This is a genomic window from Verrucosispora sp. WMMD703 (assembly GCF_049178935.1).
In the GTDB taxonomy this organism is placed as follows: Bacteria; Actinomycetota; Actinomycetes; order Mycobacteriales; family Micromonosporaceae; genus Micromonospora; species Micromonospora sediminimaris.
Genome location: NZ_JBMHMM010000004.1, coordinates 2,987,265 through 3,003,014 on the forward strand (window position 1 = coordinate 2,987,265; position 15,750 = coordinate 3,003,014).

The following is a 15,750-nucleotide window of genomic DNA, read 5'->3' on the forward strand; positions in this document are numbered from 1 at the left end:
CCCGTGGACCGATGTGGGCCACCGGTGGCCGAGCGCGCCGGATGCGGTGCGGCGGGCGTCACCGGTAGGTGACGCCCGCCGCGGGGGGAGGTGATCAGGGTCAGCGGAGCCAGCCGAACCGCTTGACGATCGGCAGTCGTGCCCAGGTGCGGCCCAGGCCCCAGGTGTCACCGGCGTTTGTCACCGCGAGCAGGGCCAGCACGCCGGCGTAGACGAGGTGGTCGTCCATGAAGGGGTTGTTCTCCGGAGGCAGGACGGCCGTCCACATCAGCACCAGCAGCAGACCACCGGCCGCGGCGGCGACGCGCACTCCGATACCGAGCAGCAGTGCGGTACCGATGGCGGCCAAGCCGATCATGAAGAGCCAGTCGGCCCAGGCGGCGCCGGCGATGCTGTTGTAGAAGCCCTGGAACGGGCCGGCGGCACCGAAGCTGAGGAAGCCCTTGGTCGGGCTGCCCCCGTTGATCCAGGCGTTCTTCGCCTCGGTGGCGAACCCCAGGCCGAACACCTTGTCCAGGAAGGCCCAGAGGAAGACCCAACCGAGCGCCAGGCGGAGCCCGGCGAGCAGGTAGCGGGTGGCCCGGGTGCGGAGGTTCTGCTCCTGGTTGGTCTCGGCCACCGGGGTCTTGGCGGCGGTGTTCCGCTCGATCATCGCGGTCATCATGTCCACGTCCCTTCTCTGCTTCGCACCGCGTGTCCCGGTGGCACTTCCATTTGACGCCCGGGGAGGCGGTGGCGATCAGGGCCAGCGGGCCGGTGCCGGCCGGGACCTTCGACCCCTGTTCGCCGGGACCGGTGACAGGTGCCGCCCTCGACGACCGTGCGTCGCGGCGGTCAGCGGGCGACGTAGAGATCGGCGAGCTGGGCGGAGAGCAGTGCGGGAGCCTCCGCCAACGAAGGGCCGTACCAGGTCAGGTGCCGGCCGGACACCAGGGCGCAGGGAATGCCGGGAAACGCCTCCGGCCCGTCGTCGCGCGTGAAGCGGTACGGCTCGTCCGGCAGCACGACGAGCTCCGGTGCCTGGTCCCGCAGCTGCGGCAGGGTCGGTCGTGGATACCGCTGCGGCTGCTCGGCGTACGGGTTGTCGACGCCGAGCCGGCGCAGCAGATCCCCGGCGAAGGTGTCGGCGCCGAGCACTACCCAGGGCCGCCGCCAGACCGGCACCACCGCGCGTCGGCGGACCGGCGTTCCCGGCAGCGCGGCCCAGGCTCGGCGGGCCTTCGTCAGCCAGTGCGGTTCCGCTGCCGATCCCAGCTCCCGAAGCAGGTCGGCCAGCTCGGTCAGCGCACCGTCCACAGTGCGCGGATAGGTCACCCGGGTGGGTATCCCCGCCGCGGCCAGGGCGGTGCCGTCCTCCCGCCGGTTCTCCTCGACGTTGAGCAGGACCAGGTCCGGACGCAGCGCGCGAACCCGGTCCAGGTCCGGATACTTGGTGCCGCCCACCCGTGGCACGTCCAGGTCCGCCGGATGGGTGCACCAGTCGGTGGCGCCGACCAGCACATCGGGCAGGGTCGCCGCCACCGCCTCGGTAAGCGACGGCACCAGGGACACCACCCGCACCCGTCCACCTCCTCGGCCCGGCTGCCGGTCGGTCCGGCGTGGAGCGCGTCCGGTCACCGCCGGCCCGCTGGGGGAGCCGCCGGCATGATCGTCATCCTAGACTCGGTCGGCCGACGGGAGGAGAGCCTTGTCGAGCTGCCCGCGCACCGTCGTCCGGCCTCGCGGCCGCTGTCGGCCGGCAAGGAGAGGTTGAAGAGGACTCATGGGTACGACGATGACCGGTGACCACGATCGCGGGCTGTCGCAGGTGCCGGAGGACGCCGGGCGCGCCCCCGTGCAGGTCCGGGCGGAGCAGCGGATACATGCCGGGCTGCGGCTCGGCGAGGTCGTCCGGCGTCGGCCGCCGGGTCTCACCGCGAGCCAGTGGAACACGGCCAGCCGGACGCTGTTCGACCATGTGGTCTGCACGGCGGTGACCGGACGGCCCGAGTTCGCCGTCGAGTTCCGGTCGCCGTCGACCGACGCCACAGCCCGGCGGGCCGAGCGGACCACGGAGGCTGTCGCCGCCGCGATCGGGCTGCCGTTGCTACGGGTCGTCTCGGCCACCCTGCGTACCGCCGGGCACGGGGCGCGGATCGTCGCGTACCTCGTCGACGCGCGTCGGTTCGCCGCCGGTGCCGCCGGATCCGACCTGGCGGGCGTCGGGTTCCGGGACATCGTCGGCCGGCTGCCCGACGGACGTGAGGGTGCGGTCAACGACCTCGGCGCGCTTGCCCGCGTCGAGGCGGTGCAGGGGTACGTGGCGCGTCGGCTGACCGATCCGATCCTGCGCGGGTTGCACGTGTGCTGGGCGCGCGGGCCGGCCGAGGGGTGGAGTTGGGCCGAGGTGCGTCCGGGCGAGGTGCTGGTGGAGCGGGTGACCGTGCAGGCGCACGGCCTCTCCTGCGGCATCGAACCCGCTCGGCTGGCCGAGGACCTGGCCGTCCTCGCGGTCGGCGAGCGACTGCGGACGATCGAGTCGGACGCGCCGACGCTGGTGCCACTCGCAGATCTGCTGGCCGACATTCGGCAGCTGCGGGATCGACGCGACGAACTCGTCGGCGATTTCGCCTACGACCATCTCTGCCAGCGGTGACCGCATCCTGAGCGTTCGTCGACCGAGGGCGGACGGTGACCGGCCGGGCGCGGAAAGAAACATCGAAAAAAAGTTGGCGGCCTTTGAACCGCCGTCGGAGCGGGCCCGTACCTCACCGCGAATGGACAGGATCTCCCCAACCCGCACCGGCAGGTGCGGCAGACGGTGCGGAAAGGGCATCGTCGTTCGTCGACGTGCCACCGGTGCGTTCAGGCGGTCCCCGTCGAACGCGCCAACCAAGATTCCGTTCGGTCCGTCGAGTCACGAATCAGGAACCGGATCGAGAAGGAGAGCAATTCGATGCGCAGGTCAACCCGGTCGCGCCGACCAACCGGTAACGCGCGGACCAAGCGACTTCTGGCCGTTGGCGCCACGCTCGCTGTCTTCGGCGGCGTCGTCGCCGTGACCCAGATCTCGTCGGCCGGTGACCGACGGTCAAACCAGCAGCAGCGACCGGTGGCGGCAGAATGTGTCGCACCCAGCCCCGGCGCCACCGCGCCGGCCGCTCGGGGCGCCACCACGACCCGCACCTGGCAGAACGGCCGCTGGGTGGTCAACCACTGGGGCGACGGGCAGCAGACCGTCGAGGAGTGTCAGGAGACTCGCGACGGCACCGACGGCGCGACCGACGGCGCTTTCGCGGTGGCCTGCCCGGACGTGGTCAGCCGACTCCCGCAGGTGCCCGACCGGGCCCGCGCCGAGGTGGACCGCAACCTGAACGCGTTGCAGACCCAGATCACCGAGGCGGACGAGCGACTCGCCGCAGAGGGTGACCGCGGCGAGGGGTTCATCCGTAACGCCATCCTCAATCCGCTGGCCAGCAAGCGTCGAGCGACCATCGGCCGGATCACGATCGCCATCGACCGCTTCGGCCCCCGGCCACGCGGCCTCGGCAACCTCGCCACCTGCCAGGTGCAGCCGGTCGACAACAACAACGGCGGCAACGACGGCGGCAACAACAACGGCGGTAACGACGGGGACAACGACGGCGGCAACAACAACAACGGTCTCGACGTGCTGGCGAACAACTGTGACAACAGCCAGCTTCAGGCGCACGACGGTTTCCAGAACGGCAACCGCTGCATCAGCACCGCCTTCGGCGAGGTCGGTGCCGCAGCCAACAACCCGTCGCTGCTGATCACCGACTTCCCGCAGCAGATCAACCGTAACGAGGGCTTCTCGATCCAGGTCAGCACCCGCAACCTGGTCCGGGACCGGTTCCTCCCGGCCGGCCAGGGCGGCTACTACCTGGAGAGCTCGCTGCTCAACGGTGAGGGCCTGACCCGCGGTCACTTCCACACCGCCTGCCGGATGCTGAACAACACGGACGAGGCGCCTGCGCCGGAGCCGGTGCCGGCCTTCTTCGTGGCCACCGAGGACGGTGGCGGCGGCGCCCAGCCGGACCAGGTGACCATCCAGATCCCGGGCCTGCCGGACTCCGGTACCGCGCAGTGCGCGGTCTGGGCCGGCGACGGTTCGCACCGCATCCCGATGTCGGAGCGGGCCAACCAGACCCCGGCCTTCGACGCGGTGCGCATCCAGGTCAACTGACGCCGACGACTGAGGTCGTGCGGCTGAGACCAAACAGCGGGGCCGCCCGGAGAAATTCCGGGCGGCCCCGCTGCATGTAGGAAAGCCGGTGCAATCCTGCCGTGACCCGAGCCCTAACCGCGCCAGAGCGACATTCCCGCTGCTCAGCGGTTCTTGTACGCCTCGACCACCTCGACCGGGATGCGACCCCGTTCGGAAATCTTGTAGCCGTTCCGGACCGCCCATTCGCGGACGGCGCGGTTCTGCTCGCGGTTCATTCCGGGCGTGCCCGAACCGATGCCACGACGTGGGTTACGGCCCGTGTCGGCAGCACCACGGCCGAGTCGCCGGCCGGCATTGATAAACGGATCCAACGCCTTCCGCAGGACACCCGCGTTCTCGTCGGAAACGTCGATGGTGTACGCCACGCCATCCAGGCTGAACTCGACCGTACGGTCGGCCTTTCCGCCGTCGAGGTCGTCAGTCAGCACCGTGATTACTTGTTTGGCCATCGTCGATTACTCCCTGTGTCTGACGGGGTGTGCTCAAAGTTTGACTGATCGTCCGCCAATTACGCAACAAAAGCGCGCCCTGCGGCGGTTCGCGTTTTGCGTGACATCGAAATCCCCGATTTTGGATCTGCTCCGCGTGGGCGCGGCCGACTAGCTGTGAGCCGCCTGCCGTGTGCTGGGTCACACGGCGGAACAACCGAGGCCCGTCGCGACTTGAGCCAAACACGCTCAACTCATACGCGATAGCAGGTGTTCGATGGCAACTCTTCCGGTACTTCCACTGACCGACGCCGTACTACTGCCCGGCATGGTCATTCCGGTGACCCTCGACCCGACCACCCAGGCCGCGGTCGACGCGGCCCGCGCCACCGGCGACCACAAGCTGCTCGCCGTGCCCCGCCTGGACGGCGAGTACGGCTCCGTCGGCGCGGTCGCGACCATCGAGAAGGTCGGTCGGCTGCCCAGCGGCGAACCGGCCGCCGTGATCCGCGGCATCGCCCGCGCCCGCATCGGCTCCGGGGTGCCCGGTCCCGGCGCGGCGCTGTGGGTCGAGGCGTCCGAGATCGATGAACCCGCCCCGGCCGGCAAAGCCCGGGAACTGGCCCGCGAGTACCGCGCCCTGGTCACCTCCGTGCTCCAGCAACGCGGCGCGTGGCAGGTCATCGACGCGGTGGAGCGGATGACCGACCTCGGCGAGCTGGCCGACTCGGCCGGCTACGCGCCCTGGCTCAGCCTGGCGCAGAAGACCGAACTGCTGGCCGCACCGGACGTCACCGCGCGGCTGGAACTGCTCGTCGGTTGGGTGAAGGACCACCTGGCCGAGCAGGAGGTCACCGAGCAGATCAACTCCGAGGTACGCGAAGAACTGGAGAAGACGCAGCGGGAGTTCCTGCTGCGCCAGCAGCTCGCCGCGATCCGTAAGGAACTCGGCGAGGACGCCCCGGACGGCTCGGCCGACTACCGGGCCCGCGTCGAGGCCGCCGACCTGCCCGAGAAGGTACGCGAGGCGGCCCTGCGGGAGGTCGGCAAACTGGAGCGGGCCAGCGACGCCTCCCCGGAGGCGGGTTGGATCCGTACCTGGCTCGACACGGTGCTGGAGATGCCGTGGAGCACGCGTACCGAGGACAACACGGACCTGGCCGCGGCACGGGCCGTGCTCGACGCCGACCACGCCGGCCTGGCCGACGTCAAGGACCGCATCCTGGAGTACCTGGCGGTGCGCAACCGGCGCGCCGAACGTGACCTCGGGGTGGTCGGCGGCCGTGGCTCCGGTGCCGTACTGGCCCTCGCGGGCCCGCCCGGTGTCGGCAAGACCAGCCTCGGTGAGTCGGTCGCCCGGGCACTCGGCCGGACGTTCGTCCGGGTCTCCCTCGGCGGTATCCGTGACGAGGCCGAGATCCGGGGACACCGCCGTACCTACGTGGGGGCGCTACCCGGGCGGATCGTCCGGGCGCTGCGCGAGGCGGGGTCGATGAACCCCGTGGTGCTGCTCGACGAGGTGGACAAGGTCTCCGTGGGGTACGCCGGCGACCCGGCCGCGGCCCTGCTGGAGGTGCTCGACCCGGCGCAGAACCACACCTTCCGGGACCACTACCTGGAGGTCGACCTCGACCTGTCCGATGTGCTGTTCCTGGCCACCGCCAACGTGGTGGAAGCCATCCCCGGGCCGCTGCTGGACCGGATGGAACTTGTCACTCTGGACGGGTACACCGAGGACGAGAAGGTGGCCATCGCCCGCGACCACCTGCTGCCGCGCCAGCGGGAGCGGGCCGGGCTGACCACCGACGAGGTCGACGTGGACGCCGCAGCGTTGGCACGGATCGCCGGGGAGTACACCCGCGAGGCCGGCGTACGGCAGCTGGAGCGTGCCCTGGCGAAGATCATGCGGAAGGTGGCCGTGACCCTGGCCGACGACCCGACGCCCGCCCGCGTCGGTGCCGACGACCTGGTCCGCTACCTCGGCCGGCCGAAGCACACGCCGGAATCGGCGGAACGCACCGCGACACCTGGCGTGGCCACGGGACTGGCGGTCACCGGTGCCGGGGGAGACGTGTTGTTCATCGAGGCGACAAGCATGGACGGCGAGCCGGGGCTGACCCTCACCGGCCAGCTCGGCGACGTGATGAAGGAGTCGGCGCACATCGCCCTTTCCTACCTGCGGGCCAACGGTCGTCGCCTCGGCCTGGACCCGAACGCCCTCGCCGGGCGGCGGATCCACCTGCACGTCCCGGCGGGCGCGGTGCCCAAGGACGGGCCCAGCGCCGGCATCACGATGGTCACCGCCCTGGCATCGCTGGCCAGCGGCCGACCGGTACGCCCCGAGTTCGGGATGACCGGCGAGGTGACTCTCTCCGGGCGGGTGCTGCCCATCGGCGGCGTGAAGCAGAAGCTCCTCGCCGCCCACCGGGCCGGACTGACCGAGGTGATCATCCCGGCCCGCAACGAACCGGACCTGGACGACCTGCCGACCGAGGTGCGCGAGGCGCTGACCGTGCACACCCTGGCCGACGTCGCCGACGTACTCGCGCTGGCGCTGCGCCCGGCCGAGATCGATCCGGCGTCGTTGGGCGGGCAGCGCGTCACCGCCGCCTGACCGTGCTCGCGCCCCCGGTCACCTGGCCGGGGGGCGCGGCACAGCGGAGCAGGCGACGGGAGCCGGGGCGCGGGAGGGTGACCGAGATCAGCGGCGGTCGCGTCGGTCGCCGTCGTCGAATCGGCGCTCGCCGGGACGTCCCTCCCGGTCCCGGCGGACGGTGGCCTTACGGCCCTTGATGGTGCTGCCGCGCAGCCCGGCGATGACCTCGTCGGCGACGCCGAGGGGCACCTCGACCAGGGAGAAGCGATCAGCGATCTCGATCGAGCCGATGTCCCTGCCCCGGACCCCGGTCTCCCCGGTTATCGCGCCCACCAGATCCTGCGGGCGCACCCCGGCCCGCCGGCCCACCCCGATGAAGACCTGGGTGGTGCCGGCGGTACGGGGCCGCGCCGGTCGGCGTTCGCCCCGGCCCTCGTACCCCGCCGACCGGCCCTCCCGAGGCGGGCGGACCGCCACCTGCGGGATCTCCTCCTCGGCCTCGTCGGAACCGGGCAGCGTCGCCTCGTGGGCCAGCTTCACGGCGGCGAGCGCCACCTCCATCAGGTCGAACTCGTCGCTGAGCGTCTCGACGATCACCCGGAACGGGTCCAGGTCGTCCTCCAGCAGGCTTTCCCGCAGCGCGGCCTGGGTCAGCTCCAGCCGACGGGTTCGTAGATCGGCGACCGTGGGGATCTTGTCGATCGCGATCCGCTGCCCGGTGACCCGCTCGATGGTCTTGAGCATCCGGTGCTCCCGGGGCTCGGCCAGGGTGATGGCCACCCCCTCCCGTCCGGCTCGGCCAACCCGACCGATGCGGTGCACGTACGACTCAGGTGCCGACGGCACGTCGAAGTTGACCACGTGGCTGAGCTGCTCGACGTCGAGCCCACGGGCCGCCACGTCGGTGGCGACCAGCAGATCGGCGGTGCCGGCGCGCAGCCGCCCCATCACCCGGTCCCGCTGCTCCTGGCTCATGCCGCCGTGCAGCGCCTCCGCCCGGTAACCGCGACCGTTCATCGTCTCGGTGAGCCGGTCCACCTCCTCCCGGCTGCGACAGAACACGATCGCCGCGGTGGGCGACTCGACGTCCAGCACCCGCCCCAGCGCCGCTGGTTTGTGCGCCCGCGCCACCAGGTACGCGCTCTGCCGCACCCGGGGCGCCTCACCGGCCACCGGCTGCTCGCGGGCGATCAGGATGCGCACCGGATCGCTCAGGTGCGCTCGGGCCATCCCGTCGATACGCGCCGGCATGGTGGCCGAGAACAGCACCGTCTGTCGCTGCTCGGGGGTGTGTTCCAGGATCGCCTCGATGTCCTCGGCGAAGCCCATGTCGAGCATCTCGTCGGCCTCGTCCAGCACCACCGTGGCGAGGTTGCCCAGCCGCAGCGTGCCCCGGGCGATGTGGTCCAGAGCGCGACCGGGAGTGGCCACCACGACGTCGATGCCGGCGTCCAGCGCCCGCAACTGCCGACCGATCGGCTGCCCGCCGTAGATCGGCAACACCCGCGCACCGAGGTCCTTGCCGTAGCGGTGAAACGCCTCGGAGACCTGCACCGCGAGTTCCCGGGTCGGCACCAGCACGAGCGCGTGCGGGTCGTCTCCGGCCCGGTCGTCGGGCATTCGCTGCAACAGCGGTAGGGCGAACGCCGCCGTCTTGCCCGTGCCCGTCGCCGCCTGCCCGAGCAGATCCCGGCCGCTCAGCAGCGGTGGGATCGCCTCCCGCTGGATCGGCGTGGGCTCCTCGTACCCGAGCGCGGCTAGTGCGGCGAGCAGTTCGGGTCGTAGGCCGAGTTCCGTGAAGGCGGGCGGCTCGGCGGACGGGTCGGGCAGTACGGGCGTGGAACTCATGGGTCAAGCCTTTCATCACCTCCCCTGGACCGCTGCGGCGACCACCCGAACATGTGCGCGGCGTCGCCGAGGGCGGTGCCGCCTTGGACGCCGCCGTGTCCCGACCGCTGACCGTCATCGCGGAGAGCGGACCTCGCCGCGACACCGCCAACGGTCCTGGCCACCGCACTAGCATCGGGTCGTGACAGTCACCGTGCCGGCCGGCGGTCCGCAGGAGGCCCTCCTGCGACGGGTGATCGCGTACTTCGCCGCCAACGGTGTCGGCGACACCAGCCTGCGTACGCTCGCGGCCGAGATCGGGACCAGCCACCGGATGCTGATCTACCATTTCGGCTCCCGCGAAGGGCTGCTCACCGCGATGGTCGAGGCCGTCTGGCGGGACCAGCAGGAACTGCTCGACTCGCTGCTGCGTGAGGCGGCCGACGACCCGTACGACGGCGCCTGGCGTTTCTGGCTCCGGCTCGCCGACGATCGGGCGTTCGCGCCGCTGTTCTTCGAGATGTCGGCGGCGGCGATGCAGGGGCACGCGTGGGCCAGCGCGTTGCGCACCTGGATCACCTTCTGGACCGACCGGCTCGGCTGGTTCTTCGAGGAGGTTGGCCATCCGACCGCACAGGCGCGGATCCAGGCGCGGATGGCGATGGCGATGACCCGGGGCGTCCTGTTCGAGTTGGCGCTCACCGGCGACCGGGCGACGGCGGACGCCACCATGGCGGCCTTCCTGCAATCCACCCGGCCGATCAGCCGGGCCGGGTGACGCGCGCGGCGTGGGTGACGTCCGGCAACGGCTCAGGGGTGCGGCCCGCGCACCTCGGTCGTGACGAACCGAGCGAGTTCCGCCGCGAGCCGGCGGGGTTGATCCTCCGGCACCAGGGTGTAACTGTCGTCGATCTCGATCAGTCGGCCCCGGGGAAACAGGGCCGCCAGCCGGGGGCCGTGCGACGGGGGCATGAGCTTGTCCTCACGGGCCCAGGCCACGAGGACCGGGCGGTCGAATGACGCCAGCCGGTTCGGCAGGGCCCGCAGTTCCGCCTTCGGCGGGGTGGACAACGCGAAGGTGCGCAGGTCCCGTCGGATCGCCCGGTCCTGCTGCGCCGGTCGGAACCAGGCGTCCAGCACCTCGTCGGGGATCGGGTACTTGCTCATCCACCCCCACGCGCCGGGAGCGCGCCGGAACCAGCCGAACCGTTGAAGTTGCATCGACAGCCACAGCGCACCCGGAAGTCGCGCGCTCATCGCCACCGCCTTGCCCGGCTTTCCGGGCGGGAAGTTGTCGAACGCCTCGCAGGCGACCAGCGCCAGACCGGCGATCCGGTCGGTCGGGCCGTCGGCCACGAGGAACTGGATGCCACCCCAGTCGTTGGCGACCAGGGTCACCTCACGCAGGTCCAGTGCGTCGAGCAGTTCCCCGACGAGGGCGGCGACGCCCCGGTGGGTGACCAGTTCCGGCCGGTCCATCGGTCTCCGGTGGCTGCCGAGCGGCAGGGTGGGGCAGACGCAGCGCACGGTCGGACCGAGTTCGGCGACCACCCGACGCCACAGGCTCGCGTCCATGTTCACACCGTGCAGCAGCACCAGGACTGCTCCGTCACCACCGGTGTCGGTGTAGTCGATCGTGCCCGTGGTCAGGGTGATGGTCGGCATCGACCGTCCCTCCCGTCCGTCGACCGCACCTCCGCGGCACGGGTCGTTGTACCGAATGGTACAACGACCCCGCCCGGTCTGTGTGCCGCCGGGCGGCACGCGCCTGCCGAGTGGTCTGCCACGCCTTAGGGGGATACAGGAGTATTGCTCGCACTCATCCGGATTGGTGTGGTTACTTTCTGTCACAGGCGACCGTCGCGGCGGCAGAGAGGACCGATCATGCGAGTGCCCAGCCGAAGCCCGGGACACCGACCCGGTCTCCCCGTCACCCCGGCCCGCCGACGCCCACCGGGTATCGTGCGCCCGGTCACCGCGGCCCCGCCCGACCTGGCGGCCTACCGCGACGCCGTGGCCGAACTGTTGGTCGAGGTGAGCGCGCTCGCCGGGGTGAGCAGCGCGAAGGCTCGTCAGGTGCTGATCGACCAGCGGCTGCGGGAACCGGCCATCATGCAGGTGCTCGACGCCACCTCCCAGGGGCTGATCGGAGCCCGCGAGACCCTGCTGCTGGAGATGGCCCGGTACCAGCCGAACGAGCGCAGTTCCGCCGCTGACCTGGCCGCACTGGTCCGCATCTACCTGCTGTCCCGGATCGACGTGATGTGGTGGCGCGACGCCGCCACGTTCCTCACCGACACGGAGGTCTACCACAGCGCCGAACTTGTCGACCTGGAGTGGTTGCGGCGGCGAGGGCTGCTGCGGTTCCAGTACACCGAGCAGCCCCGCACGGTCGTCGGCCGGGGCGTACGCGCGCTGCGCCGCCGGGTGCTGCCCGACGCCACGCCGCGTACCGCCGGGTTGCTGTTCCGCCGGTCCCGCCGTGAGGTGATCGCCCTGCTCAACGACATCGGTCGCGAGTTCGCCGCGACCACCCCGGCGGGCACGCCGCCGCTCTGGGTGACCAGCCTGGTCCGCAGCGCCGAACACCAGTACCGGTTGCGCCGCCTCGGGTACGCCGCCATGGTGCCCAGCGGCCACTGCCTGGGCTGGGCGGTCGACGTGGAGATGGAGTGGTACCGCCGCTTCGGGGTCCGGGACACCCTGGCCGGGCTGCTGCTGAACCGGCAACGGGCGGGCGAGATCAACGTGGTGGACGAGGGGCAGGCGTGGCACATCTGCCTCGCGCCGTCGGCGACGCTGCGGCTGCGCCGCGCGTACGAAGCCGAAATGGGGGGCTGACCGTGTGCGGGATCATGCTCAGCATCGGCCCGGAGGCGGACCCGGCGATCTTCCGGCGGATGCTCGGCACACTCGCGCCACGGGGCGAGGTGACCGAGACCCGACACGAGAGTGGTCTGCTCGCCGGCACCCGGCGGCTGCGGGTGGTGGATCGTGAGCGCGCCGTGCAGCCCTGGGTCTCCGCCGACGAGCGGTGGCTGCTCTGCTACAACGGCGAGGTCTTCAACCACCATGAACTGCGGTCGGAGCTGACCGCCCTCGGTCACCGGTTCCGCAGCGCCAGCGACACCGAGGTGGTGCTCGCGGCGTTCGAACACTGGGGCGAGCAGGTGGTGACCCGGTTGCGGGGCGAGTACGCCTTCGTCGTGGTGGAACGGGCCACCGGACGCGCGTACCTGGTCCGGGATCCGCTCGGCGTGAAGCCCCTGTACTGGGCGCGGACACCGGGGTGCCTGCACCTCGCCAGTGAGGTCAAGGCGCTGGTCCGGCTGGGCGCGCCGGTGGGCGAGGTGCCGCCGGGGCACCACGGTTGGGCCGACGCCGACGGTCACCCGCAGCTGCGACCGTACGTGGACCTGCTCGCCCTCGGCGCGGGCCGGCCGGTGGTGGCGGACCCGGACGAGGCCGCCCTGCTCGTCCGTGCCGCCCTCACCGACAGCCTCCGGGTGCGGCTGGACACCGACCTGACGGTGGGCGTGGTGCTCTCCGGCGGGTTGGACAGCTCGCTGGCGCTGCTGCACGCGGCCCAGCTGCACCCGGACTGTGTCGCCGTCACCGTCGGCGTGCCGGAGAGCCCGGACCTGGCGTACGCCCGGCGGCTGGCGAAGGATCTCGGCGTGGCGCACGAGGTGGTGGAGCTGCGCCCGCGCGACATCCGGCTCGCCGACGTGCGGGAGGCGATCCGGATCTCCGAGCTGACCGAGTACGGCGACATCATCAACGCGGTCGTCTCCGTGCCGATCTTCCGGCGGTTGCGCGAGTTGGGCGTCAAGGTGGTCCTCACCGGAGACGGCTCGGACGAGCTGTTCGGCGGCTACCCCATGTACCACGAGGTCGGTCCGGAGGCGTCCCGGCGACTCTTCCTGCACAAGATCCGCAACCTGTGCCGGACCGAGCTCCAGCGGGTCGACCGGACCAGCATGGCCTTCGGCGTCGAGGCCCGGGTGCCCTTCCTCGACCTCGCGCTCGTCGAGCTGGCGATGCGCTTGCCGATCGATTTGAAGCTGCGTGCCGGCCAGGAGAAGTGGATCGTCCGCCGGGCCTTCGCCGACGTGCTGCCCGACTACATCCGACGCCGGCCGAAGAACCCCATGTCGTACTCCTCCGGGCTGCACGAGCGGGCCCGGTTGTACAAGCCGCTCTTCGCCCGCCTGCACCGATCATTCGGCTACCACCTGCTGGAGCCGGTCCGCCGTGACTTCGACAGCGTGCTGATGCGCTGCGGCAACGACCTGGACGCCGCGCTCGCCGCCGGTCGGGCGAGGCCCGACTACACAGTGCTGGAACACGCCCGGGACCTGGTCGGTGCGGCGAAGTGGAACGCCACCCCGATCATGCGCCGGCTGGTGTCCCCACGTCGCAACCGCGGCGACGAGGCCCCGCTGCCCGGCTGAGTCGTTGTCGGGCCCGTGGTGGCCCAGGATTGACTCTGACACGGTGTCAGCGCCGACCCTGGGGGAGCCATGTTGACCATCGGAGACTTCGCCAGCCTGGGCCGGGTGTCGGTCCGGATGCTGCGGCACTACGACAGCATCGGGCTGCTACCGCCGGCCGCCGTCGATCCGCACAGCGGCTACCGCTACTACACCGCCGCCCAACTGGGTCGGCTCAACCGGGTGATCGCCCTCAAGGAGCTGGGCCTGACCCTGGCCCAGGTGCGGGCGATCCTCGACGAGGCGGTCGACCTGGTCGAGCTGCGGGGCATGCTGCGGCTGCGTCGGGCCCAGTTGGCGGCGCAGGTGGCGGCGGACACCGCCCGACTGTCCAGCGTCGAGGCGAGGCTCCACATGATTGAGACGGAGGGTCGGATGACCAGCCAGGATGTCGTGCTCAAGCAGGTGCCGTCGATCCGGGTCGCGGAGCTGAGTGCCGTCGCCCGCAGCTACGAACCAGCGGACATCGGTCCGGTACTGACGCCGCTCTACCCGGAGCTGTTCCGCCGGCTGGAGGCCGCCGGGGTCAGCCCGGCCGGTCCGGCGGTGGCCTGGTACGACCAGGCCGCCGACGGCGACGGCGTCGTGGTGCACGCCGGGGTGGGGATCGAGGGCAACCGGGATGCGGTCGGCGGCATCACCGTGGTGGAACTGCCGGCGATCACGGCGGCGACGACGATCCACCACGGCCCGATGGACACGGCCGACCGCAGCCTGCAGGTGCTGGCCCGCTGGATCGAGGAGAACGACTGGCGGACGGACGGCTACGCGCGCGAACTCTACGTGGAGTACTGGCCGGAGGAGGCCGACAAGGGGGTCACCGAGTTGCAGCTGCCGGTCCGTCGAGCCTGAGCCGAGCGGCGTGGCCGGGTGACCGGCCACGCCGCCCGGCCCCGATCAGGGTCAGCCGGTGAGCAGCAGGGCACCGACCGCGGCGAGGGTGCCGAGCACCGCGACCACGGCGCTGGTCAGCAGGAACCGGACCGCCGGCACCCGGACCCGGGCGGCCCGGCATCGTTCCAGCCACAGCAGCGTCGCCAGAGACGCCCAGGGCAGCGCCAGCGGTCCCACGTTGGTGCCGATCAGGAGCGCCAGCAGTCGCTGCCGTTCCCCGGCCGGCAGCACCACCTCGCCGGCCAGATAGGCCGGCAGGTTGTTCACCAGATTGGCCAGCAGGGCTCCGGTGCCACCTGCGCGCAGCGCGCCGAGCACCCCGCCGTCCGGCCCGATCAGCCCGGCCACCAGGTCGTTCAACCCGTGCCGACCGATGGTCTGGATCACCAGGAACAGCCCGGTGACGAAGAGCAGCAACCGCCAGGGGACCAGCGCGTACCGCAGCGTGCGGGGCGAGCGGATGGCGAAGGCGAGCACCAGCGGACCGGCGGCGACCGTCGAGCCGAGGCCGACCGGTACGCCGGCCAGGATCGCGCCGACGAAGAGCAGGCAGCCGGCGAGCGCGGTGCGGTACAGCACCCCGTCGGGCGGGCGGTGTGCCGCCGGTGCCGGGAACCGGTTGCCGGGCGGCCGGGCCGGCCGCCACCAGCAGTACCAGAGCAGCACCGTGGTGACCGCGAGCACGGCCAGTTGCGGCAGCCACATCAGGCTCGCGTACGTGAGCGGGTCCAGGCCGATCCGGTCCGCGGCGAGCAGGTTGGTCAGGTTGGACACCGGCAGCAGCAGGCTGGCCGTGTTCGCCAGCCAGACGGTGGTGACCGCCAGCGGCGCCACCGCGGTGCGCAGGGTGGCCGCCAGGGTGAGCAGCACCGGGGTGAGCAGCACGGCGGTGGTGTCCAGGTTGAGCACGACGGTGGTCACCGCGGCGAAGCCGACGCAGAGTGCGAACAGCGCGGGCCAGCTACCGCCGGCGGCCACGGCCAGCCGGGTGGCGAGCACGTCGAAGACACCGGCGGCTGCGGTCAGTTCGGCGAGGACCACCACGGTGCCGAGGAAGAGCAGCAGTGGCAGGATCCGGCCGAGGGTGGCGGCGGCCTCGGGGCGGGGCAACAGCCCGGTCGCGACGCAACCGGCCCCGACGACGGCGAGCAGAACGGCGATCGCGTCGAGCGGGTGGGGTCGGCGGCGGGGCGGTCGGATCGGGGCGGGCGGGGCAGCCCCGGCAGTGGTCACGATCGGCCATCCTGACACGCCCGGCGTACCCCGCCGGTCTCGGTGTCGTCG

General features: G+C 71.6%; 13 protein-coding genes. 7 read left to right on the forward strand and 6 right to left on the reverse strand.

Annotation, left to right across the window (positions count from 1 at the left end; genetic code table 11):
• Nucleotides 1-100: 100 nt before the first annotated feature.
• Nucleotides 101-661 carry a DoxX family membrane protein gene (locus ACN26Z_RS14195; protein WP_093402823.1) on the reverse strand — a complete coding sequence of 187 codons (561 nt, stop codon included), beginning with the start codon at nt 659-661 and terminating at the stop codon, nt 101-103.
• A 173-nt stretch (nt 662-834) separates the two neighbouring features.
• A complete protein-coding gene (locus tag ACN26Z_RS14200; protein WP_421461650.1) occupies nt 835-1,560 on the reverse strand; it encodes a helical backbone metal receptor in 726 nt (241 codons plus the stop codon).
• 202 nt (nt 1,561-1,762) lie between these two features.
• On the opposite strand from ACN26Z_RS14200, the gene ACN26Z_RS14205 reads away from it, so the two are divergent.
• Complete coding sequence (locus ACN26Z_RS14205) at nt 1,763-2,635, forward strand: DUF2726 domain-containing protein (protein ID WP_282238856.1); 873 nt, start codon at nt 1,763-1,765, stop codon at nt 2,633-2,635.
• A gap of 300 nt (nt 2,636-2,935) precedes the next feature.
• A complete protein-coding gene (locus ACN26Z_RS14210) occupies nt 2,936-4,186 on the forward strand; it encodes a hypothetical protein (protein ID WP_282238855.1) in 1,251 nt (416 codons plus the stop codon).
• Nucleotides 4,187-4,329: 143 nt separating this feature from the next.
• Here the strand turns inward: ACN26Z_RS14210 and ACN26Z_RS14215 are convergent, their stop codons facing one another.
• Nucleotides 4,330-4,677, reverse strand: a complete 348-nt coding sequence (locus tag ACN26Z_RS14215; RefSeq protein ID WP_093402683.1) for a histone-like nucleoid-structuring protein Lsr2 — start codon at nt 4,675-4,677, stop codon at nt 4,330-4,332.
• Between the two features lie 256 nt (nt 4,678-4,933).
• On the opposite strand from ACN26Z_RS14215, the gene lon reads away from it, so the two are divergent.
• Nucleotides 4,934-7,270, forward strand: coding sequence for an endopeptidase La (gene lon, locus ACN26Z_RS14220; RefSeq protein WP_282238854.1), 2,337 nt, complete (start codon nt 4,934-4,936; stop codon nt 7,268-7,270).
• 87 nt (nt 7,271-7,357) lie between these two features.
• On the opposite strand, the gene ACN26Z_RS14225 is transcribed toward lon, so the two are convergent.
• Nucleotides 7,358-9,100: a DEAD/DEAH box helicase gene (locus ACN26Z_RS14225; protein WP_421461653.1), complete on the reverse strand. Its 1,743-nt coding sequence runs from the start codon at nt 9,098-9,100 to the stop codon at nt 7,358-7,360.
• A 181-nt stretch (nt 9,101-9,281) separates the two neighbouring features.
• Here ACN26Z_RS14225 and ACN26Z_RS14230 point away from each other — a divergent pair, with 181 nt between their 5' ends.
• On the forward strand, nt 9,282-9,857 hold the full coding sequence (locus ACN26Z_RS14230) for a TetR/AcrR family transcriptional regulator (RefSeq protein WP_093402686.1): 576 nt from the start codon (nt 9,282-9,284) through the stop codon (nt 9,855-9,857).
• A gap of 32 nt (nt 9,858-9,889) precedes the next feature.
• Here the strand turns inward: ACN26Z_RS14230 and ACN26Z_RS14235 are convergent, their stop codons facing one another.
• Nucleotides 9,890-10,744 carry an alpha/beta fold hydrolase gene (locus ACN26Z_RS14235; RefSeq protein ID WP_421461656.1) on the reverse strand — a complete coding sequence of 285 codons (855 nt, stop codon included), beginning with the start codon at nt 10,742-10,744 and terminating at the stop codon, nt 9,890-9,892.
• A 219-nt stretch (nt 10,745-10,963) separates the two neighbouring features.
• Between ACN26Z_RS14235 and ACN26Z_RS14240 the strand changes: the two genes are divergently transcribed.
• The 3 genes from ACN26Z_RS14240 (at nt 10,964) to ACN26Z_RS14250 (ending at nt 14,424) form a co-directional block, all read left to right on the forward strand.
• Nucleotides 10,964-11,920: a DUF5715 family protein gene (locus ACN26Z_RS14240; protein WP_421461658.1), complete on the forward strand. Its 957-nt coding sequence runs from the start codon at nt 10,964-10,966 to the stop codon at nt 11,918-11,920.
• 2 nt (nt 11,921-11,922) lie between these two features.
• Nucleotides 11,923-13,533, forward strand: coding sequence for an asparagine synthetase B family protein (locus tag ACN26Z_RS14245; protein ID WP_093402689.1), 1,611 nt, complete (start codon nt 11,923-11,925; stop codon nt 13,531-13,533).
• 69 nt (nt 13,534-13,602) lie between these two features.
• Nucleotides 13,603-14,424 (forward strand): MerR family transcriptional regulator, encoded by an 822-nt coding sequence (locus ACN26Z_RS14250; protein ID WP_421461660.1) that lies wholly within the window; start codon nt 13,603-13,605, stop codon nt 14,422-14,424.
• A 51-nt stretch (nt 14,425-14,475) separates the two neighbouring features.
• Here the strand turns inward: ACN26Z_RS14250 and ACN26Z_RS14255 are convergent, their stop codons facing one another.
• Nucleotides 14,476-15,699 (reverse strand): SLC13 family permease, encoded by a 1,224-nt coding sequence (locus ACN26Z_RS14255; protein ID WP_421461662.1) that lies wholly within the window; start codon nt 15,697-15,699, stop codon nt 14,476-14,478.
• Between the last annotated feature and the right edge of the window lie 51 nt (nt 15,700-15,750).